General features: G+C 50.0%; 14 protein-coding genes. 8 read left to right on the top strand and 6 right to left on the bottom strand.

The features are described from left to right. The first annotated feature begins 186 nt into the window (after positions 1-186). Positions 187-1,191, top strand: coding sequence for a hypothetical protein (locus B2U97_RS00860; protein ID WP_272989744.1), 1,005 nt, complete (start codon positions 187-189; stop codon positions 1,189-1,191). A gap of 23 nt (positions 1,192-1,214) precedes the next feature. Further along, positions 1,215-2,039 carry a mechanosensitive ion channel family protein gene (locus B2U97_RS00855; protein ID WP_272989742.1) on the top strand — a complete coding sequence of 275 codons (825 nt, stop codon included), beginning with the start codon at positions 1,215-1,217 and terminating at the stop codon, positions 2,037-2,039. Here B2U97_RS00855 and B2U97_RS00850 read toward each other — a convergent pair. Continuing rightward, positions 2,036-3,868 (bottom strand): ABC transporter ATP-binding protein, encoded by a 1,833-nt coding sequence (locus B2U97_RS00850; protein WP_272989739.1) that lies wholly within the window; start codon positions 3,866-3,868, stop codon positions 2,036-2,038. The genes B2U97_RS00855 and B2U97_RS00850 overlap by 4 nt on opposite strands. A gap of 115 nt (positions 3,869-3,983) precedes the next feature. Here B2U97_RS00850 and B2U97_RS00845 point away from each other — a divergent pair, with 115 nt between their 5' ends. Beyond that, on the top strand, positions 3,984-4,403 hold the full coding sequence (locus B2U97_RS00845; protein WP_272989736.1) for a DUF6746 family protein: 420 nt from the start codon (positions 3,984-3,986) through the stop codon (positions 4,401-4,403). Between the two features lie 4 nt (positions 4,404-4,407). Here B2U97_RS00845 and B2U97_RS00840 read toward each other — a convergent pair whose 3' ends face one another. Together B2U97_RS00840 and B2U97_RS00835 are read right to left on the bottom strand one after the other, a co-directional pair. Continuing rightward, positions 4,408-5,514, bottom strand: coding sequence for a threonine aldolase family protein (locus tag B2U97_RS00840; protein WP_272989733.1), 1,107 nt, complete (start codon positions 5,512-5,514; stop codon positions 4,408-4,410). Between the two features lie 7 nt (positions 5,515-5,521). Continuing rightward, a complete protein-coding gene (locus B2U97_RS00835; protein ID WP_011235762.1) occupies positions 5,522-5,773 on the bottom strand; it encodes a hypothetical protein in 252 nt (83 codons plus the stop codon). 94 nt (positions 5,774-5,867) lie between these two features. Between B2U97_RS00835 and B2U97_RS00830 the strand changes: the two genes are divergently transcribed. Further along, positions 5,868-7,739, top strand: coding sequence for a DUF885 domain-containing protein (locus tag B2U97_RS00830; RefSeq protein ID WP_286823538.1), 1,872 nt, complete (start codon positions 5,868-5,870; stop codon positions 7,737-7,739). 15 nt (positions 7,740-7,754) lie between these two features. Then, complete coding sequence (locus B2U97_RS00825; protein ID WP_286823537.1) at positions 7,755-8,621, top strand: tetratricopeptide repeat protein; 867 nt, start codon at positions 7,755-7,757, stop codon at positions 8,619-8,621. Here B2U97_RS00825 and B2U97_RS00820 read toward each other — a convergent pair. Continuing rightward, positions 8,618-9,727 carry a sensor domain-containing diguanylate cyclase gene (locus B2U97_RS00820; protein ID WP_110013523.1) on the bottom strand — a complete coding sequence of 370 codons (1,110 nt, stop codon included), beginning with the start codon at positions 9,725-9,727 and terminating at the stop codon, positions 8,618-8,620. The two genes, B2U97_RS00825 and B2U97_RS00820, sit on opposite strands and share 4 nt — an antisense overlap. A gap of 88 nt (positions 9,728-9,815) precedes the next feature. Further along, complete coding sequence (locus B2U97_RS00815) at positions 9,816-10,430, bottom strand: LysE family translocator (protein ID WP_110013522.1); 615 nt, start codon at positions 10,428-10,430, stop codon at positions 9,816-9,818. A 98-nt stretch (positions 10,431-10,528) separates the two neighbouring features. Here B2U97_RS00815 and recC point away from each other — a divergent pair, with 98 nt between their 5' ends. The 3 genes from recC to recD are packed head-to-tail and all read left to right on the top strand — an operon-like array spanning position 10,529 to position 19,625. Next, a complete protein-coding gene (gene recC, locus B2U97_RS00810) occupies positions 10,529-13,996 on the top strand; it encodes an exodeoxyribonuclease V subunit gamma (protein WP_286823536.1) in 3,468 nt (1,155 codons plus the stop codon). Beyond that, a complete protein-coding gene (recB, locus tag B2U97_RS00805) occupies positions 13,993-17,706 on the top strand; it encodes an exodeoxyribonuclease V subunit beta (RefSeq protein WP_286830139.1) in 3,714 nt (1,237 codons plus the stop codon). The genes recC and recB overlap by 4 nt, the downstream gene beginning before the upstream one ends. Next, positions 17,703-19,625, top strand: coding sequence for an exodeoxyribonuclease V subunit alpha (gene recD / locus B2U97_RS00800; RefSeq protein ID WP_286823532.1), 1,923 nt, complete (start codon positions 17,703-17,705; stop codon positions 19,623-19,625). Before recB ends, recD begins: the two co-directional genes overlap by 4 nt. Positions 19,626-19,632: 7 nt before the next feature. Here the strand turns inward: recD and B2U97_RS00795 are convergent, their stop codons facing one another. Further along, complete coding sequence (locus B2U97_RS00795; protein WP_286823531.1) at positions 19,633-21,936, bottom strand: DUF2357 domain-containing protein; 2,304 nt, start codon at positions 21,934-21,936, stop codon at positions 19,633-19,635.

Raw genomic sequence — 21,936 nt, 5'->3', positions numbered from 1 at the left:
ATTAAGTGACACACCATGTGTCGGTTAAGGCGGCTCTCTCAGAGACACCTGCCTTAACTTCTATATGTGTACTGCTCAATTTGGTTTCAAGAGTCGGGTTGCAAAATTTTCATTGGACTCTGCTTCAAGGCACTCTATTATCGGGGCTAAGCAATACTTTATTTATTTGTGAAAAGGATTCTCAGGATGGCCGAAGAGCCAGAAAAAACATGGCAATGGGTAACAGTCGATGACTATGAAAAACCTGCCGTGCCCACCACGATAAAGATAAAAAAGTGGTGGAAAAAATTTGTTCGCTGGGTCACGCCTGAGCAAGAGCATGAAGGTGAGGAAGAGCAATCGCAAGTACTAGAACTGAGTTTTGATACCGCTGCAGAGACCCTGGATGATTGCTTTTCTGACTGGTTAAATGACGATGACGATAGCAGCTTACGCTGGATTATTGCGCCACCTCACTCTGGTGTTGAGGAAGCGGTGCAAAAGTGGGCTGAGAAGCATAGTCTAGCGGAAGTGAGCCTGCCCGACAGAGAGTCACTTTGCGACCCTGATGATTCTCCTATGCCGGAGTTTTCGCCTAAGTCCGATGATAATAACCCCTGGATAATGCCGCAGTTAGCACACAGCTTTCTGCGCCAGACGAACGGTTTGCGCTGGGTCCGGGAATTCTTCTCTCAGGTACTGTCCGGTGAAGCGGGTAAAGGCGTTATTGTCTGTGACAGCTGGGCCTGGGCTTTTCTGGAAAAAGTCTGGCCGGTGCCGGTAAATCAGTTATGGACATTGCAGGGGCTGGATCAAAACGCCCTTGAGCAACTGGGGCTGGCTCGCGGAGATGGTCGTTTACGCGCTTTAGCCGCGTTAAGCCGGGGTAATGCTGGTGTCGCTGCGGCCTATTCTGACCGTTATCAACGTGGCAGCGAAAAGGCCTTTGACACACCGGCGCTGCCCTCAGAGATAAACGATGCCACTGCTTTTGTTTGTTATGCCCTGCTGCTGCATCGGGGGATGACTAAAACACAGTTAGTGCAGGCGTTGCCGATAGTTTCCGGTAGCCAGCTTGAAATTCAGTTACAGGTACTTAAACAACGCGGCTTGATTGAGCTTGAGCAAGAGCTTTGGTATGTCACTGCACGCGGCTATCCTGTTGTCAGGGATTTGCTCATGTCCCGCGGTTTTTGGTTAGACCGGTTTTAACGGTGCGGGCTTAGGAGAAAGTAATGGAAACAGGTTCAGTAAAAGACGTTGCCGGGCTATTCAAGTCGCTGGACGGCTTCGCCATTTTTGAAATTGCTGTGATTTTTGCCCTGGCACTGGCCGTCGTTTGGCTTACCCAGCGCGTTTTACCCTGGGTAGCCGCGCATTTGCACGGAAAAAGGCGATTATACATTCTGGCCATGGTGCCAATGATCCGCATACTGGTTCTGGTTATTGCCCTGGTGATGATCATTCCGCGTATTATTGAGCCAACAATGCAAAACATGGTGGCGACCCTGGGCGCCGCCGGTTTGGCGATAGGCTTTGCGTTAAAAGATTATGTAAGTAGCTTAATTGCCGGGGTGGTTGCCGTTCATGAGATGCCTTACCGTCCCGGCGACTGGATAGAGGTAGACGGAACCTATGGTGAAGTGACACACATTGGTATGCGAACCGTTGAATTAGTGACCAGCGACGACACGGTCATCTGGGTACCGCACTTAAAGCTTTGGGATAACCTCATCCATAATGCCAATAACGGTGGTCCCAGCTTAATGTGCATTGCTGAGTTTTATACTCAGCCGGAAGCCGACGCCTATCAAATTCGCGACGCGCTGGAAGAAGTAGCGTTGACCAGCCCTTATCTGCAACTGGGTAAGCCAATAGCGGTTACTGCAGCAGAACAACCCTGGGGCACAAAGTATCGCTTAAAAGCCTACCCGATAGACCCCCGACAGCAGTTTCAGTTTATTACTGACATGACAGCCCGGGGCAAAAAACGGCTAATGGAACTGGGCGTACGCTTCGCCAAGGTTGAGTCGGACGAAGCGTACGAGCTCACTCATTAAGCTTCTTCCGCTAAAAAGCCACCGGACTGGTGGCGCCATAATTTGGCGTAGAGTCCATCCTGAGCAAGCAGCTGTTCGTGGCTGCCCTGCTCAATAATTTCCCCCTGATCCATTACTACCAGCTTGTCCATAGCTGCAATAGTGGATAAGCGGTGGGCAATAGCAATAACCGTTTTACCCTGCATGAGTTTATACAGGTTTTCCTGAATGGCGTTTTCTACTTCCGAATCCAGCGCTGAGGTTGCTTCGTCCAGAATCAGAATGGGCGCGTCTTTTAGCATGACACGGGCAATAGCAATTCGCTGGCGTTGACCACCTGAGAGTTTCACGCCGCGCTCGCCGACATGGGCATCCAGACCGGTACGACCTTTGCTGTCGCTTAAGTCCGCAATAAACTCCTCGCAATGCGCCTGTTGTATTGCCTTCATTAAGTCCTCTTCACTGGCATCGGGGCGCCCGTACAAAATATTGTCGCGTACTGAGCGATGCAGTAAAGAGGTGTCCTGAGTCACCATGCCAATGTTCGCGCGCAAACTGTCCTGCTGCACTTTATGAATGGGCTTATCATCAATACGAACTTCGCCGTCCTCAACGTCGTAGAAACGTAACAACAAATTCACCAGCGTGGATTTACCTGCACCTGAGCGTCCGACAATACCGACTTTTTCACCCGGTTTAATGTGCAGATTAAAGTCATCCATAACGCTATGACCTTTGCCATAATGGAAGCGAACATGGTCAAAATTAATGTCGCCGGAAGTCACATTCAAAGCGGGCGCATTGGGTTCATCGACAATGCGCTGTGGCACCGCAATAGAGCCAATACCGTCCTGAACGGTACCAATGCTTTCAAACAGGGTCGACATTTGCCACATGACCATTTGCGACATACCAAACAAGCGCAGAACCAGACCAATAACGACAGCAACAGCGCCTAAAGTCACAGCATTATCCATCCACAGCACAATGGCGGTGGCGGCAGAGCCGAACAACAGTGCGCAGTTTATAAAGTAGAGAAAGCCGTAAAGCTGGGTAACCAGGCGCATTTGCTTATGCACTGTCCCCAAAAAGGTGTCCATACCCTCGTGCGCAAACTCAGCCTCGCGCAGCGAGTGTGAAAACAACTTAACGGTTTGAATGTTGGTATAGGAGTCGACAATGCGTCCGGTCATATTAGAGCGGGCATCGGCCTGTTCAGCTGATATTTTACCCAGTTTAGGCACAAAGAAGCGTAACAACAGGGCGTACAGAATAAGCCAGCAAGCTAGTGGCAGCATCATTCGCCAGTCGGCACTACCAATAATGACAAACATCCCCAGGAAGTAGACCGCGACGTAGTTCACAACCTCAATAAAGGTCATGATGCACTGCCGCAGCGCGAGCGAGGTTTGCATTAATTTGGTGGCAATCCGGCCGGCAAACTCATCCTGATAGTAACTCATGGACTGTTTCATCAGGTAGCGGTGCCCCAGCCAGCGAATGCGCATGGGGAAGTTACCCAACAACGTCTGGTGGGTTAGCATAGAATGAAACCAGACCAGTAAGGGAAGACCGATTAAAACCATCGCGCTCATTCCAAGCAATGGCCAGAACTGATCGTTTAATAAGGTTTCTTTGTCCTGCGCTGACAGCCAGTCAACAATTTGACCTAAAAAGCCAAATAACCAGACTTCGGCAATGGCAATAGCGGCCATAAGCAGCGCGGTTACTGCAATAAAAGGGGTCGCCCCTTTGGTAAAATGCCAGCAGAATGCAAAAAATCCGGTAGGAGCCTGAGTCGGTTCCTCCGTAGGAAAAGGGTTTAATCGGCGCTCAAACCAGGAAAACATTGCTTCACTCCTTGAGATACATCAAGCTAAAGCATATCAGGTTCACCGCCGTTCATCTTGTAAAAAACGGACACATGAACAATAATGATAACTATTAACAATAAATGAGGTTTTTATGAAACTTTTGTCCATGACGGTCGCAGGCGCAGCACTGCTTTTTAACGTAGCGGCAATGGCCGACGACGATGATCAGCAATACCAACATTTTAAACCAGAGCCCGCCGAGAATCTGGAACAGGCTATTATGAACCTGAACGAGTATAACGCGAAACTGCAGGAAATCGTGAATGGCGATTTAACTGCACAGGACATGGCTAAAGTTCATGAACTGACCTACACACTGGAAGTGGCGCTGGCGCGTTTAAGCAAAGAACTGGATATTGCAGCGAATTCGCTGGAAGAAATTCATCTGGGTTCTGAACAAATGAATAAACAGCGCGTTAAAGGCTTTGGTAAAAGCTACTTGGACACACTGAACCATGTGTTGGCCGAGCATCGCAAACACCACAAGGGCGACCGCAAAAAGCAGCATTAATAACTTAGAGTGTTTCCAAAAACGCCTTAAAGTGTCGTAGCCAAAAACTCTGTGGTTGCGACATGGCGTTTCTGCCAATTGAAACTTCGCAAATAGCTTCGTTGTTCATTTCAGCTCTTGGCAGTGGTAATAATACGACCCCGGTATTGCTGGCATAATCCGTTATTTTTTCACTGAGTTCATTGGCTTTTAAAGCAAAATGCAGATGGAACATGGCTACTTGCGGTGTTTCTGGGTTAACTCGTACGCCATTCAGTGCGCTAAGTGCCTCTCCAAGTGCGCGGGCGTAATTTACGGCTTCCGGCATAATTGGCAGGTTTTCCTTCAGGCCGTGGCGGGCAGACAGTACTTGCGGATATTGCGTAATAATATTACCCCCAGCGCGGCGAGCCCAGATTTTCGCTTGCTCAATAAAGCCCTCTGAGCCCGCAAGTATCGCTCCTGAAATACCGCCTAAGTCTTTATAAAAACTGACATAAACCGAGTCAAATAACTCACAGACTTCAGGCAGTGAGCAACCATACGCTGCTGGCACTTGCCATAAGCGCGCACCGTCCAGATGCATAGCAATATTGTGTTGTCTGGCCCACTCTGACTGCATGACTAAGTCATCCCAATTCGGCAGTTGCCCGCCAATTTCGCGCATGGGCAACTCCAGTAGTACGCTTGCTAAATCATCCGTTTGCACCGACTTGAGGTCGTTAAGCGTTATGGGTTTATCGGCAAAACCCGTGGTAGTGCCGTTGAGCTTCCATAAAGCTTCAAACCCCATGTGTTCGTGCAGCATTAAATGCGAGGTTGGGTGCAACGCTATGCCGTTGCGCTGGCGCTCATCGGCATGCACGCGCAAAGCCAAAGGCTGTGCCAGAGTACCGGTTGGTAAAAACAGCGCTGCGGGTTTGCCCAGTAATTCTGCCACTTCTTCTTCAAAATTATTAATAAGCGAGCCGCTGCCATAAACGTCTCTTTTCTCATTCGGTTGCAGTTGCTCCGCAAGCAGCTTCAGCTCGTCGGCCATTGAGTTTTGCGGTTGCCGCAAAAGCGACGCGCTGGCCTGTTCAACGGCGTGTTGGTAAGCCTGTTTGGTTTTTTCACTAATTGAGACTGACATGCTGCACCTATTTTGAATGGACTTTACCGCCAATAATTTTGTAAGCAGGGGTGCCGCGTATCATGGTTTCGCGCGCAAACTCCTGCCCACATCCCGGGCAGTGACATGGTGTGGTCGTGTGGTCTTCAACAATCCGCTCAATAAAGCATTTTACTAAAGCGCCTTTGCCACCTTTGCGATATTTAAATATGGGCGTTTTGCACTGCAGACAAGAAATCTGCACGGTGCGTACCGGCCCTTTCTTGTTCGGTTTCGCCATAAACTCTTCGGTTATAATTTAAGCATTTCCATTAGTGTAACAAGCACGCTATAGTTTTTCTTCCTGTATCAAAAGAAGAATAAAGGACACTGCTATGCGTTATTCCATTGTCGCCCTGGCTGTTTTGGGCTTATTAACGGCTTGTGGGCAACCGCAAGAGAACAATTCTGGCCAAAATTCTCAAACGGCTGCTGAGCAACCTAAACAGACTGAGCAAAGCTCGCAATCTGAAACCGAACGTCTGAATCAGTGGTTTGAGGAAAAGTACGAAGAACAACTTCAGCAAAGCCCTATTCAAATGACCTTCCTGGGCCGCAAAGATCGCTACGGCGACATTGACGATATGACCGTAGCCGCAGAGAAAAAGCAGTTAGAGTGGTTAGAAGGAACCGTTGAAGAGCTGAAAGCTAACTTTGACTACGACAAGCTAAACCTGGAAGCTCAGACGTCTTACGACGTTTGGGTTTACCAGTACGAACAAGCCAAGCGTAATGCCGAATTCCGCGGCATGGACTACGTATTTGACCAAATGCGCGGCGCGCACACCTTCCTACCGCAGTTTTTAATCAACTTCCACCGGGTTGATAATGCCGAAGACATGGAAGCTTATATTCCCCGGTTGGAAGGCGGTGCAACGGCCATTGAGCAGCTATTGCAACGCGCTGAGCAGCAAGTAAAAAATGGAGTTCGCGCGCCGCGTTTTGCGTATGAGCAAATTATTAAAGAAGCTAAAGGGCTGACCTCCGGCGCGCCGTTTGACGAGGAAGGCGACTCAAGCTTGCTTGAAGATGCTAAGAACAAGCTTAGCTCGCTTCAGGAAAATGATGTTATCTCCTCCGAACAAGCCGACAAATACGAGAAAGAAGTGCGCAAAGTGCTACTAGAGCGTTTCCAGCCAAGTTACGAAGCACTTATTAGCTTCCTGGAAAGCGATATTAAAAACACCGACGAAGTCGCAACCGGTGTGCATCGCTTGGAAAACGGCGAAGCTTATTACAATGCTTTGCTGAAGAACTACACCACCACAGATTTAACGGCTGAGGAAATTCATCAAATAGGCCTTGATGAAGTCGAGCGTCTGACCAATGACATGATAGCCATTAAAGAGAAAGTCGAATTTGACGGCGATTTGCAGGACTTCTTTGATTATATCCGTACCGATGAGCGCTTCTTCTACCCGAACAATGACGAAGGCGCAGAGATGTACCTGGAAGATTCGCGCGAATACCTAGCTTACATTAATGAAAAGCTACCGGAATATTTCGGTATTTTGCCAAAAGCCGACTTGGTAGTGAAACGCGTTGAAGCCTTCCGTGAACAAGACGGCGCAGCCCAGCACTATTATCCAGGTTCGCCTGACGGTGATCGCCCGGGTATTTACTATGCGCATTTGTCGGACATGAGCTCTATGCCGAAAAATGAAATGGAAGCCATTGCCTATCACGAAGGTAACCCGGGTCACCATATGCAAATTTCCATTGCGCAGGAGCTGGAGTCCGTACCGGAATTCCGTACTCAGGCTGGCTTTACTGTTTACAGCGAAGGCTGGGGGTTATATTCAGAGCAATTAGCCAAGGAAATGGGTGCCTATGAAGACCCTTATTCTGATTTTGGTCGCTTAACCACGGAAATGTGGCGTGCGGTACGTCTGGTTGTGGATACCGGTATGCACGCTAAGGGCTGGACCGAAGAGGAAGCGGTTAAGTACTTTCAGGAACATACGCCGATTGCTGAAGGTGCTGTGCGTTCAGAAGTTCGTCGCTATCTGGTTATGCCGGGTCAGGCAACAGCTTATAAAATTGGCATGATCCGCATTTTGGAACTGCGTGAAGAAGCCAGAGATGCTCTGGGTGACAAGTTCGATATTCGCGGCTTCCATGACACCGTTCTGGGTGGTGGTGCACTACCGCTGCATATTCTGGAGCGCCGTGTTGATCAATGGGTTAAAGAGCAGAAAAAAGCCTAACTAAGGAGAGTTATTGTGAAATGGCTTGTATTGATGCTAATCGTGACCTTTTTTCTCCCCGGCGCTTATGCCGGGGAGTCAACTAAGGAAACGATTCAACAGCACTTAAGTGCTGAGCAGCTGGATGACGCCGAAGATACCGTGGAAGACTGGGTCAAAAATGAACCTGAAAATGCTGAAGCCTGGCATATACGGGGCATTGTTATGGCCCAACAGGCACAGGACTCTTTTTTCAGTGCGCTCAGTTATGCTGGCAAGTCTGTAGACTCTTTCGAAAAAGCCGTAGAGCTTGAGCCTGGTTCGCTGGAATATCGCACGACGTTACTGCAGTTTTATATGATGGCACCTTCAATAGCCGGTGGTGATGACGAAAAAGCATTAGCGCAAATTGAGGCGATGAGAGAAATCGATGCGGTGGAAGGGGCATTTGCCCGAGTTAAGTACCTGCAACATCATGAAAAAGGCGAGCAGGCGCGGACGCTAGTGAATGAAATTTTAGCTGAGCATCCGAATAACGCCGACGTTCTGGTTTATCTTGGCTTTCAGGAACAAAAAGACGGGAACTATGAAAATGCGTTCTCTTTTTTTGAACAAGCGGCTGAGGGTGAATCGCGAAAAGGTGAAGCTCCTGTAATGGCTTTATACCAATTCGGCAAAACCTCTGTTTTGGCGGAAGAACACCTGGATAAAGGTATTGAGGCACTGCAACAATATTTGGACGCTGAATTACCGGACAGCGCGCCAAAAGCCCACTGGGCAAACTTTCGGTTAGCTCAACTGCTTGCCCTGAAAGGCAATGACGAGCAGTCTCAGCAGGTTATTGCCAACCTGAAAAAGGTTGACGATAAAGAGCTTCAGAAACAGCTGTCCGGCTGGAACTAAGCGTCTAAGTAACCCCGGTTGCGACCATCAGACTTAGCGCGATACAGCGCTGAGTCTGCTTTAGATATCATGCAGGCAATTAAGTCCTCGGTGCTTTCATCGGCCCCGGGCTTAAGAATGTAGCCCCCAATGCTTATGGTTAGATAATCTTCAACTTCCGAGGGCTTATGTTTTATCTTCAACTTCCGTACAGCTTCTAACAGCTGGTTCATACTTTCTTTCGTTTTTTCTTCATCGGTAGCCGAAATAACCGCAACGAACTCCTCGCCACCATAACGAGCCAGAAAATCGGTATTCCGCTGTAACTGATCAAACATGGCGTCAGCAACAGACTTCAGAGCCTGGTCACCCTGCAAATGCCCATAGTGGTCGTTATATGGTTTGAACTGGTCAATATCAATAATAAGCAAAGCTAATGGTGTTTTATGACGCGAGGCTCGCTGTATTTCGTTAGTAATACGCTCATCGAAAGCGCGGCGGTTAGCTATGCCGGTTAAGCCGTCCTGTGCTACTTGTGCTTGTAGCAGGCGGTTGGCCTTTTCCAATGCTCGTTGTGTATGGATGAGCTCGGAATAGGTGCGCTGGCGCTCCAGCGTATTCGCTACCATATCGGCAACCAGCCGTAGACGACGAATTTCTTCCGGTGTCCACTGCCGTTCTTGTCGCACCATGTCGCAACCGACAAAACCCAGCAGGTGCTGGTTTGCGACCAGCCCAACGCAAATAACTGATTTAATTTGCTCGCGCTCAAACTCGGCTCTTTCGGCTGTAGCCTCTGGAGGTAATAAATCAATATTATCTACAATGCATTTATGATGGGTTTTTATCTGCTCAAAAAACCAGGGAAGTTCTTCTAACGCAACCGATTGAAGATCGGTGATATGTGCTTGATAACCGTCTCTCACCCACTCATGGGTATTGGTCATATTTTGGATATTGTCGTCGAACTCAAATACGTAACAACGATCAGTGTCAGTGTAATTGCCGATAGCAGCAATTACCTCCTCTATACATTCGTAAGTTTCAGCCGGCTCGCTGTTAATAAGGCGGGTCGACAGTTCAGAGATAAGCTGATCAAAAGATATTTGCGCAGTTTTTGGATCCATGGCTCACCCCTGTTCTTTTCATAATCTTTCGATTAACCGTTAACGAGTTTAGCTTACATTGTTATTTTTATGTTAATCAAACAAAGATTTAAGCAAAATAAAATTGTAATATATCCTCTACGACAGGAAGCACAGAAAAGACCAGTAGTAAGGCCATGGAAATATTAAAAATTCTTTGTGCGGTGTGGTTGGTTAGCAATTGACGCAATCCGGCGCCTGCAATGAGCCAAATTCCTACACAAGGGAAGGCTACAGCCAAAAAGGCCGCTGTTATCTCTATTACTTCGGACCAAAGCGTTCCAGCTACGGTAGTAAATGCAGCAACCGCACCCGTTGCCATAACCCAGGCTTTACCGTTAACCCATTGAAACAACACCGCTTGCCAGAAAGTCAGGGGTTTGCGGTCGCCTTTTTCAATGGTTTTCGGTGTTTGTGAGCCAATAACCCAGGCCAGCCAGAGCAAATAAAGCGTGCCGGCAATCTTTATCAGTTGGTGCAGTAGTGGAAACTGTTCCAATATGGAACCGAAACCCATACCAACCACTAACACCATAGCCGGAAAGCCAAAACAGATGCCCAGAAAGTGCGGCAGGCTGGCTTTAATACCGTAGTTCACCCCCGACGACATGATCATAATGTTATTAGGGCCCGGTGTTATGGTGGTTGAGAAAGCGAAGAAAAATACAGCGATAAAGATTTCCATGAACTTGCCTTATTGCAACAGAATTGTTTAATGCTGGTTTCGTTTAAAAGATACGATACCATGGCTTTGTATGAAACCACATTTAGGGAGAGCAGCGAGTGAGTGAATTGACCCCCGGCTTTATTGTCGCGCATGGACATCGGCTGGAAGACCTAACCGATGTGGCGGTTACATTCACCCAAAACTACCCGCTGGCGCCGCTGGAGCAGGAAACCGTACTGGTGCAAAGTAACGGTATTGCCCAGTGGCTGAAAATTAATTTAGCCCAGGCCAGTGGCATTGCTGCCATGATAGATGTCACCCTGCCGGCAAGGTTTCAGTGGCAGGCATACAGAGCCGTGCTCGGTGACGACATCCCCAAAACCTCTCCCTTTGATAAAGACCGCCTAACCTGGCGATTAATGCGTCTTTTGCCTGAGCTTATCGAGCACAACCCACACTTTGCACCGCTTAAACACTATACCTCCGACGACAACGACGGTCGCAAGCTGTATCAGTTAAGCGGGCGATTGGCTGACTTGTTTGATCAGTACGCGGTGTACCGTGCCGACTGGCTGGATAACTGGGTGCGTGGTCAGGATGTGCTGGAGCAGGAACAACCAGTTGAAGCCGAACAGTTGTGGCAGCCGGAATTGTGGCGCGCAGTTAGTAACGACATTGGCATAGATGACTACTGGAATAACCGGGCCGAACTGCATCAGCGTTTTATTGATACGGCGCAGGCGCTGACTGAGCGTCCGGCGGGTTTGCCGCCCCGGGTGGTGGTGTTTGGTATTTCCTCGCTGCCGCAGCAAATGCTGCAGGTGCTGGATGCCATAAAAGGCTACACGCAAATTCTGTTGTGTGTGCATAACCCGTCGCAATACCACTGGGCCGACATTGTCGATGGCAAAGAAGCCTTGCGGCAGGCAGTCAAAGCCTCTTCGCGCTTAAAACACAAACCGGAACTGCCCGACGACCCCAATGACGACGAACTGCACCAGCTGGCGCATCCGTTGCTGGCCTCCTGGGGTAAGCAGGGTCGTGACTACATTCGCCTGCTGGATTTATACGACGAAACCCTGGCCAAACAGGAAGCGTTTAACACTATTAAACTGGAGCTGTTTGAGCCACATAATACGAACCATTTACTCGCCCAGTTGCAGGACGACATTCTAAATCTGCGCCCGGTTCAGGAAACCCGCGAGCTTTGGCCTACGCCGAATACCGCCGATAAGTCACTGCAATTTCATGTTTGCCACAGCCCGCAGCGGGAACTGGAAGTGTTGCATGACCAGCTACTGGACGCGTTTGCCAAAGACCCGGAACTCAAACCGCGTGATGTTATGGTGATGCTGCCCGATGTGAATACCTACGCGCCATACATTGATGCGGTATTTGGCCGGTATCACAACCGCTTTGGTGAGCGCGACCCACGTGCCATTCCTTATACCATTGCCGACCAGGGTGAGCGACATCAACGGCCGTTAATGATAGCGCTGGAACTATTGCTGCAAGTTGACCAACTGCGTTTTACTCAGACCGATTTATTCAATTTATTGTCGGTACCGGCGGTGCAGCAACGTTTTGACATAAGTGACGATGACCTGCCGCAGTTAAAGCGCTGGGTAAAAGAAGCCGGCGCACGGTGGGGACTTAATGCCGAGCAGCGCGGGCAGTTTTATATGCCGGCAGCAGAAGAAACCAACAGCTGGTGGTTTGGCTTAAAACGCATGATAGCCGGCTACGCCATGGGTGATTTGGCAGACGTTAATTTAGAAAACGATTCGCCCTGGGCCAATGTAGAGCCTTATACCGAAGTGGCCGGGCTAAGCGCCGCGCTGGTGGGCTGTTTGGCGGACGTGGTTCGCACCCTGGAACAATGGTGGCAGCACGCGCAGGGTGAACACACCTTACCGGAGTGGGTCACTCAGGGCGAGTGGTTGCTGGAACAGTTTTTCGAGGCCGAAGAAGACAGTGATCGCTTACTGTTAGCTAAGCTGGGTGATGAGCTGTATCAGCTGCGGGATATTTGCATAGAAGCGGATAACGAATCACAACTGCGCCTGCCCATATTCAAAGACGCCTGGTTAGAGCGCGTGGACCAGCAGAACCTAAACCAACGCTTTTTGGCGGGCGCGGTAAATTTTGCCACCTTAATGCCTATGCGGGCCATTCCGTTTAAGTACGTGTGTGTGCTGGGTATGAATGAAAGTGATTACCCACGTTCGGTGCCTCGCGTGGATTTTGATTTAATGACCGACCGGTATCGGCCGGGCGATCGCTCGCGGCGTGACGATGACCGCTATTTATTCCTGGAGGCTATGCTCTCAGCCCGCGACTGTTTTTACTTGAGCTGGGTAGGCTACAGCGCCAAAGACAACAGCGAGCGCACACCGTCGGTGCTGGTGGCGCAATTGCGTGATCACCTGCAACAGGGTTGGGAAGTGGACATTAACAGCCTGACCGTTGAGCACAAATTACAGCCGTTTAACCCCCATTACTTTAGCCAGGAAGACCCGGAATACTTTACCTATGCCAGTGAATGGGCGCAGGCGCATCAGGGCACGGTGGCTTCTACCAGCCGCGCGGCTTCGGAAACCGCCGCAGACGACGAGCTGGAACGCACCCTGAGCATTAATGATATTAAACGTTTTACTGAAGAGCCCGCCCGCCTGTACTTTAACTGGCGGCTGGATACTTACTTTAGCCGCAATAGTGAAGACCTGGACGACAGCGAAGCCTTTGTGATGGATAACCTGCAAAGCTGGTCACTGACTACGCGTTTGGTGGATGCGGGCAAGCGGGCGCTGCTGGCAGGGGCTGGTATTGAAGCCTCGCTACTAAAAGAGCTGAACCGCATAAAGCGCGAAGGGGCTTTAGGTATTGGCGCAATAGCTGAGCAAAATGGGTTTCAGTTGCTGGAGCAGTCGCAGGAGATACTGGAAACCTATCAGCAGAGCATTGCCGGTTACTCGGGTGTGAATGAGTTTCCGGTTGAGGTGTTTTTTGAGCACAGTGGGCTGACTATTGATGACACCCTAACCGGGCTGCATACCAATGAAAGCGGCGAGCGCCTATGGGTGGTTACCTCGGCCAGCAACATTGCTGCTAAAAACGGTAAAGGTATTAACAGCGGCGGCTGGAAGCACGCCAGCGCTTATTACCTTGGTCTGTTGTTATTGAATTTACAAAAGCCGACACGGCTTTTAATTGTGTCCAAAGGCGGGTGTCAGTTGCAGGTGGCACCAGTGCCGGCTGAGCTTGCGGTACAACAACTGGAACAAATACTGGAGCTGGTGGCTTTATCAGCGAGGCAGCCTCAACCTATGCATCTGGATGTGGGCATGGCCTGGCTAAGTGCAATGGACAAGAACGAGCATGATGAAACGCTGGCGCACGAAGCGGCGCGGCAGAAATACGAAGAAGAAGGGTTTCAAGACCCGGCGCTGGTCACCAAAAGCGATTATTGCGGGCGCGTTGCCGAAAGTTACCAGGCCATTCAGGCATCACCGCACTTCCGCCGCTTTATGGACGAACTTTATGACCCTATGCGCTTAACCCTGGTGCCGGAGGAAAAGTCATGAGCCAGTTACCGTCACATACCTCAGGACATACGCTAGAGAACCCGCTCGATTTTCCGCTGAACAGCAGCCGCTTAATTGAGGCCAGCGCCGGTACCGGTAAAACCTACACCATTGCTGCGCTTTATGTGCGTTTGGTTATTGGACATGGCTCGCATAACGGTACGGAAGAAACTGCGTTTGACCGCGAACTGGTGCCGAAAAACATTCTGGTCATGACCTTTACCAAAGCCGCCACCGAAGAGTTGAGTGATCGTATCCGCGCACGTTTAGCCGAAGCCGCAGCTTACTTCCGTGATCCGGAAGCCGTAGAAGGTGACCCTTTCTTAGCCAGCCTGCGCGACGACTGTGCAGCGCAGGGGCAAAACCTGATGCACTTGGCGCGTTTGCTTGATTTAGCCTCGCAGTCGATGGACGAAGCGGCGGTGAAAACCATTCACGGCTGGTGCCAGTCCATGCTGAAAGAGCACGCCTTTGCCAGCGGTAGTTTGTTCAGCCAAGACGTTGAAACCGACAACGAAGAACTGCGCCTTCAGGCCGCCGAAGACTACTTTCGGCGTTTTATTTACCCGGCCGATGCTGAACTCAGCAATCGATTACTGGAAGACTTTAAGTCACCCGAAACCTTGTTGGGGCTCACTTACAGCTTAAGCAAAAGCGGGCAGGCACCGGTCAATGGTGACTTGCACAGCCTGCTGAAGGAAGCTGAAAGCGCCCATCAGCAACGAATGGCCTCTATAAAGCAGGAAGTTGCGCCTATTGTGCAGGAGTTAGTCGATAAAACCTCGCAAGCCAAAGGCGCAGCAACCAAACTTAAGCAGTTTCAGAAATTTGCGGACTGGTGCGGAGATCCTGACCTAGTTGAGCCCGAAGCTACTGCAGCTAACTGGAAAAACATAAGCACCGGCGAGTTACAGAAGTTCGCCGATGCCAAACTCGGTGGCATGCCCCAAAGCTGGGCTATTTTAGGTGAGCTGCAGGATCGCATTAAACGTAGCAAAGTGCAGCAGCAGGAAGAGCTGGCCAAAGTAAAACAACACGCCGCTTTCTGGGTGAGCAGTCGCTTTGCCGAACTGCAAAACCAGCGTGCCGAAATGGGCCACGACGACATGCTGACCCGTTTACGTGATGCACTGAAGGGCCCTAGTGGTGAAGCCTTAGCTGCGGCTATTCGCAAGCAATATCCGGTGGCTATGGTGGACGAATTTCAGGACACCGACCCGGTGCAGTACGAGATTTTTAACCGCATTTATAACCTGGCAGAGCCGCACCCGGGCACCGGTATTTTCCTTATTGGTGACCCCAAACAGGCCATTTACAGCTTCCGTAACGCCGATATTTACACCTATTTAAAAGCCCGGCGCGATACCGAAGGCCGGCATTATAATCTGGCCCGAAACTTCCGTTCGTCGCAGGCCATGGTGGACGGCGTTAATGCGTTGTTTGAGCGCGCCGAAGAGCTGCCGAGCGGCGCGTTCCTGTTTAAAACCGAAGCAGAAAACCAGCTGCCCTTTAACCCAGTGGGTGCAAATGGGCTGAAGCGCACTTTCAAGCATTGCCTGTTATCCAGCAATTTAAAAACTGCACCGGCGCTCTTGTGGTCGGTGTCTGGCGAAGAAAAACGCAATAAAGACAGGTTCTTCCGCGCTGCCGCAAACCATCACGCTAACTTGATTGCCTCGCTGCTTAATGACCCGCAGGCCGGGTATTACAACGGCGACGACAAGCTCGAACAGCGCGTCAAAACCAGTGACATTGCAGTGCTGGTGAACAACTTTAATGAAGCCAATGCCATTAAAAAGGCGCTGAGCGACCGCGGACTGAAAAGCGTTTATTTGTCGGACAGAGAATCGGTATTTGCACAGCGCGTAACCAAAGACCTGCTGGCGCTGGTGAGTGCCTGCGCCGAACCACGCGACCCGTCGTTGATACGCAGCGCCCTGGCCACACAGGTGCTTGGCCTGCCGCTGAGTGAGCTGGAACATATTCACAGCCACGAGCGCGAGTGGGAACAGCGGGTAGAGCAGTTTTTAAGTTACCACGACCAGTGGCAGCGACAGGGCGTACTGGCCATGTTGCACAGCCTGTTACATGACCATCAGGTGCCGGCCAAGCTGATGGAAGACCGCATTCACGGTGAACGCCAACTGTCCGACGTACTGCACATTGCCGAGCTGCTGCAACAACAGAGCCTGGTGCTGGACGGTATTCCTGCGTTGGTGAACCATTTTGCCGAGCAGGTGAACGAACGCCATGGCTTTGGCAGCAACAGCCGCACCCAGAGTGACGAGCAGCAACTGCGCTTAGAAAGCGACGACGAACTGATAAAAATCATCACCATTCACAAGTCGAAAGGCCTGCAGTACCCGTTGGTGTTCATGCCTTTTGTGGCCTACACCCAGGCGGAAGCCTACCGGATAAAGCCACCGGCGGTGTACCACGATGAAAACGGTGAGCTACAGGTATTGTGGTCAAAAGACGACGACAATAAACAGCGTTTGAGTAATGAGATCCTCGCCGAAGACTTACGCAAAATGTACGTAGCCGTTACCCGCGCGCAATACGCGACCTTTATTGCGCTGGAAGCGGCGAAAGAGCATCGCAACAACCCGCTCTTTTACTTGCTGAACGGCGGCGAGTCATTAACCAATGAGCTGTACAACGAAGTTAGCGAGCGCTGGCAACGGGTGCCGCATACGCAGTTAACGCGACTGGAAGACGATGAGCCTTTAGTCCGTGCGCTGGAACAAGAGCAAACAACGCCTAAACTCACACCGCGCAGCATGCCCGCAGACCGTAAGCTGGAGCGCTGGTGGGTAGCCAGTTACAGCGCGCTTAAGTACGAAGGTGCCGTGACAAAAAGTGTGCAGGCACCGCAGTCGCCCGATGAAATGAACCTGTTGGACGAGCGCGATGATGACGACGTAGAAGTCGCCAGTGCCGCCGAGCCAAGCTCGGACAGTCTTCATCATTTACCCAAAGGCGCGGGGCCGGGTACGTTTTTGCATAACTTGCTGGAAGAGTCCGCCAATATCGGCTTTGCGAAAATCGCGAGTGACGCTGCCGAGCGTACCGGGCTGGTAGAGGGCTTTTGTGTCAGCCCGTATTGGCAGGAACACCAAAACAGCCTGGAGCATTGGCTGGATGCCTATTTGCACAACCAATTCCCCATTAATGACAGTGGTGACCGCATTAGCTTAAGCGCTCTGGAACAATACAAAGCCGAGCCGGAATTTTGGTTTGGTGCCAGCGAGGTTAACGCACAAAGGCTGGATGCTCTGGTTCGTGAACACATTCTGCCGGGGCACGAACGACCAGCGCTGGAGCCCAATGTGCTGAACGGCATGCTAAAAGGCTTTATCGATTTGGTGTTTGAGCACAAAGGCAAATACTACGTCGCGGATTATAAGTCCAACTGGCTGGGCGAAGACGACCACGCCTACACCGAACAAGCCATGCGCGAGAAAATACTGCACAGCCGTTACGACCTGCAATACGTCATTTACACCCTGGCACTGCATCGCCTGTTAAAGGCGCGGTTAGGCAGTGACTACGACTATGACACTCACGTAGGTGGTGCTGTGTATCTGTTTTTACGCGGGCACCGGGCGGAAACCGGCGGGGCATTTTGTGACAGGCCGCCACGGGAGTTAATAGAGCAGCTGGACGCACTTTTTGAGGGTAAGAACCTTTCAGATAAGGAGCCGGTATGACAGAAGTAACCTCGAACACCTTATTTGATGCCCTCCGTGAGTGGCGAGATGCCGGCTGGATACGCTCAATAGACCTGGCCTTTGTGGAGTTTTTGCAGCAAGCTGGAGAAACGCGCAGTGAGGTATTACTGGCCGCCCTGTGCGCCTCGCACGAAGCCGGCCGCGGGCATACCAGCACTGATGTCAAAGCGCTGCAGAATGAACCCGAAAGAGTACTGAATTTACCACCCGAGAACCGCTATTCACCAAACTGCGATACTCCCAGCGAGTTGTTCCGTCAGTTTGGTGCCGATGTGGAAACCGCATTAACCCAAAGCCACTGCGTAGACACCAACGGCAAAGGTAATCAGCCGCTGGTGTTAAGTGGCGGCAAACTGTATTTGCGTCGCTACTGGCAGTACGAAGCCTTTATAGAGAATGATTTACAGGCGCGCATGAGCGACCGGCCAGTTACCAACGACGACTTGCTGAAAAGCACGCTGGCAAAGCTGTTTGCTCAAGCAGGTGGTGAAAAGACGGATGAGATTAACTGGCAGCGTGTAGCCTGCGGGAATACCGTGCGCAATCGCTTTAGCGTAATAACCGGCGGGCCCGGGACCGGTAAAACCTATACCGTAGTGCGCTTGTTAACGGCTTTGCAGCATCAAACCTTATTCCTCGGCCTACCGCCGCTGCGCGTATCGCTGGCCGCGCCTACCGGTAAGGCCGCCGCGCGGCTCACCGAATCCATAGAAAGCGAGCTGAATACACTGCGGGGTGATGCAAAGCTCGCTAGCTTAAAAGACGCCTTAGACGCCATAAAACCCGAAGGTAAAACCCTGCATCGATTACTGGGTGTAAAACCGAATTCGCGCGCGTTTAAACACCACGCCGACAACCCACTGCGCACCGACGTGGTGATAGTTGATGAAGCCTCAATGATAGACATTGAAATGATGACCGCGCTGCTAAAAGCCACTCCCAAAAACGCGCGGCTGGTGCTCATTGGCGATAAAGATCAGCTGGCTTCCGTAGAAGCCGGCGCCGTGCTGGGCAACCTGTGTGAAGGTGCCGATGAAGGCCATTACCACAACGACACCGCTCAGTGGTTGCAGCAAGTAGCCGATACACCTGCGTTTCCAGACGACTTAATTGACGAAAGCGGCAAGCAACGCCTGCAACACGTCGTGAAATTCCGAAAAAGCTATCGCTTCAAAGGGCCTATTGCTGACCTGGCTAACGCCATTAACCGACAAGACAACGCCGTAACAAAACAGGAACTCGAAAAGGCTAGAAACGCTGATGAAGATTACCCAGTAAGCCTGTATGAAGTCAGCAGCTTAGACGATCCAGCATTCGAAGCTTTGGTTAAACGTAACCTGACGGCTTCGGGTAGCCTGACGTTCCACGTCAGGACCAATACCGAAACCACCAACGATGCCAACAACATCAACGATATCGCCCAAGAAGCCCTACAAAACCTAAGCAACTTCCAAATCCTGACCGCCCTGCGCGAAGGCCCCTGGGGCGTAAAAGCCGTTAACCAAAAAGTCGGCGACATACTCGGCGTAAACGCCAACACCTGGTACGAAGGCCGACCCGTTATGGTCACCAAAAACGACTACGGACTGAAGCTGAACAACGGCGACATCGGCCTAACCTTCAAAGACCCAGAACACGGCCACCTGCGCGTCGCCTTTCCCGACCAGAATCAGTCTGAAAATAACGGCGTGCGTTGGGTACTACCCAGTCGCCTAACCCATATAGAAACCGTGTACGCCATGACCGTGCATAAATCTCAAGGCTCCGAATTCAAACACACCGTCATGGTCCTGCCCGACCATGACAGCCCTGTGCTAAGCAAAGAGCTGCTGTATACCGGAATTACCCGGGCTAAAGAGCGGTTGAGTTTGGTGGGACAAAGATTTGAAAAGCTTTAAGCGTTTTTTAAATGAGTTCAGACAAAGGCTGAAACTTAAAATTATGGTGCTCCTGATCAAAATCAGTTGGCGGGCTCGTCAGTGCCTGCGGCTGACTGAGTTTGAATAGCCAATATTTTTCATCACGCTTTTTGCTAGGCGTTCCGGTGATCTCAGTTGTTAAGTCATGTCCTGATACTTCATCAACAGATTCGACATGCCAAACATAATTGGCTTTTAATTTGCTACCTTGCTCAATATCTGGGGCAGCAATAACAATAAACTGCATTTCCCTTATCTTGTGGTCGATAATATATTTTCGGGTAGATGCCTTTTTCTTCATGTGAAAAACCTTGGCTGAACCATTTAAAAATGACTCGTAATATCCAGGTTTACGCGGATCAGTTGCCGTTGAGGTAATTAGGGCTAAATCTGAGTGGCGGATACTCTTTAGCCCTGTCTGACTTATCCTTGCAGACTCTTGGAAAAAGTATCTATCAATATCCCTTTCGCTTTCTGCTTCTAGTAAGTTGGCTAATTGGTCAGTTAGGAAAGCTTTCAGCCAAGCATTCCCAGACTCATTCGATGCGCCGGGTAATAACGGAAATGCACCGACCCCAACTTCGTTAATAGCGTCCCAGTAGGGGTTAGCCGATATGTCCTCAGATGTTTGTGCGTAAAAACCTGGGTACAGTGCAAAAGCTCCAAAGACCGGCCTAGTCCTGTTGGTGCCTAAGCTATCGCTTTTAAGATAAATCAATGCGTCTCGGTATCTGTGCATTTGGTTAAGCGCATCAGTAGGAACACAATCCTTATCTGGTACTGTACTGTCGATGCGATATTTTGCATCAAACACCCAAACAAGGCGTTCTTTGTCACCAATGGATACCTCAAGGAAAATGTCGGGTTTTTGCATTGATGTCCAAGCCTTGTAAGGATCGCTTTGCAGGGAGATTCGAGGTTCATGGGCCACTCTTATGCTTACATCACCTTTTTTAAAGGATTGTGAAGAGCTTAATCCATCCTCGAATTCAACCTTGAGCCCTTTACGTTTTAGTTTGGGTTGCCCTGTATCACTAACCTTTTCGAAGCCTAGTTCTTCAACGATCTGGGTCACTTGTAAATAACACCAAACTTCATATAAGTCAGCGATAGAGCGCACGGATACCGAAGCATCAACACCAAACAAATCCAGGTACAGTTTAAGTTCTTGCCAGGCACGGTAAACTTTGGCGTATCCAGACTTCTGTTGCAGTACTAACGAGTCAGTATTTAATCCTCTAAAACGCCCGACTTCCTTAAAGAAAGGAGCGTTCAGGGCTTTGTTTAGAGGTTCGCACCACATCTCTAGCTTATTGAAAAAGTGATCCGACAAAATTTCTTTTTCTGGATCAACCAACTCGGCATCGAGACTGACTTGCTTGAGCTTAGCTACCAAGGTTTGAATGGCGAACTTTATAAATCTATTTTCAGGCGTGTCGACCTTTAACGTTCTTTGTTCGACCGCGTACCGCTTATCATAGCGCTTTTGCGCTAAACTCTCTTTAACTTGCTGCTCTAGTTTAGCTGATAATTTACCTTTAAGACGGTCTGCTTTTAAGTGCTTTGTCGAGTTCAGTAGCCTGGCGTGTGGCGAATGAGAAATACGCTTGATGCCATCATAAAACTGATTTCTTAAATGCTCAAAATGATTAAGCCACATGACGGGGAAGTGGCTGCGTTCAGTATTGTTTTGTGCGTCGTGGCTGGTCTTTTCCGTTAAGGTAAAACACCAGTCGCGGTATGGGTGTTGTAGTTGTTTTATAATGGATGTTAAGTCATCCCGCATATCCATTTTGGTGGGGAAAACTTCAAAGCTGACAGTATCAGTTTGTGCCGGCTGCCCTGGCAATTGATAACTGAGCGGTAGCTTTAACCAGCCCAAGCTATTACCTGTGTTCAGTGTGCCCCACAACACGTGTGTGTCACCGAACATCGAGTGATTAAACGATTCTGATACCGACTTTAAGTCATGCGTAATACGTGGTAGAAATTCATGAGCATTGGCTTTAAACGAAAATTCGAACCCATAGGTCGAGTTTTCGAACAGCACAGGGTGACTCAGTAAAAAGCTCGCGTCGAGCTTTTGCGAGCCATGAGCAAGGCTTTCCGTGTTATTACAGAAAACGGAGAACTCGCCAGCTTGTTCAGATAATATCTTTACCGAAGAGACAGGTATATCTTTTCCCCTGGCGGTTAATGCCTGCTTGAGCTGTCGGTATCGACTTTCGGTATGGTTAGATTTTACTGCCAAATCCCAAGTCGGTGTTTTTACCTTAATAAGTGTCTGCAT

This window comes from Idiomarina sp. UBA3176 (genome assembly GCF_002364295.1).
GTDB lineage: Bacteria > Pseudomonadota > Gammaproteobacteria > Enterobacterales > Alteromonadaceae > Idiomarina > Idiomarina loihiensis.
Note: the sequence above shows the minus strand (reverse complement) of the source record. Positions and strands in the feature narration are given on the sequence as shown.

What these genes read in the sequence shown, in the direction of transcription:
- B2U97_RS00860 (WP_272989744.1), top strand. Translation starts at nt 187, where the DNA reads ATGGCCGAAGAGCCAGAAAAAACATGGCAATGGGTAACAGTCGATGAC.
- B2U97_RS00855 (WP_272989742.1), top strand. Translation starts at nt 1,215, where the DNA reads ATGGAAACAGGTTCAGTAAAAGACGTTGCCGGGCTATTCAAGTCGCTG.
- B2U97_RS00850 (WP_272989739.1), bottom strand. Translation starts at nt 3,868, where the DNA reads ATGTTTTCCTGGTTTGAGCGCCGATTAAACCCTTTTCCTACGGAGGAA.
- B2U97_RS00845 (WP_272989736.1), top strand. Translation starts at nt 3,984, where the DNA reads ATGAAACTTTTGTCCATGACGGTCGCAGGCGCAGCACTGCTTTTTAAC.
- B2U97_RS00840 (WP_272989733.1), bottom strand. Translation starts at nt 5,514, where the DNA reads ATGTCAGTCTCAATTAGTGAAAAAACCAAACAGGCTTACCAACACGCC.
- B2U97_RS00835 (WP_011235762.1), bottom strand. Translation starts at nt 5,773, where the DNA reads ATGGCGAAACCGAACAAGAAAGGGCCGGTACGCACCGTGCAGATTTCT.
- B2U97_RS00830 (WP_286823538.1), top strand. Translation starts at nt 5,868, where the DNA reads ATGCGTTATTCCATTGTCGCCCTGGCTGTTTTGGGCTTATTAACGGCT.
- B2U97_RS00820 (WP_110013523.1), bottom strand. Translation starts at nt 9,727, where the DNA reads ATGGATCCAAAAACTGCGCAAATATCTTTTGATCAGCTTATCTCTGAA.
- B2U97_RS00815 (WP_110013522.1), bottom strand. Translation starts at nt 10,430, where the DNA reads ATGGAAATCTTTATCGCTGTATTTTTCTTCGCTTTCTCAACCACCATA.
- recB (WP_286830139.1), top strand. Translation starts at nt 13,993, where the DNA reads ATGAGCCAGTTACCGTCACATACCTCAGGACATACGCTAGAGAACCCG.
- recD (WP_286823532.1), top strand. Translation starts at nt 17,703, where the DNA reads ATGACAGAAGTAACCTCGAACACCTTATTTGATGCCCTCCGTGAGTGG.
- B2U97_RS00795 (WP_286823531.1), bottom strand. Translation starts at nt 21,936, where the DNA reads ATGCAGACACTTATTAAGGTAAAAACACCGACTTGGGATTTGGCAGTA.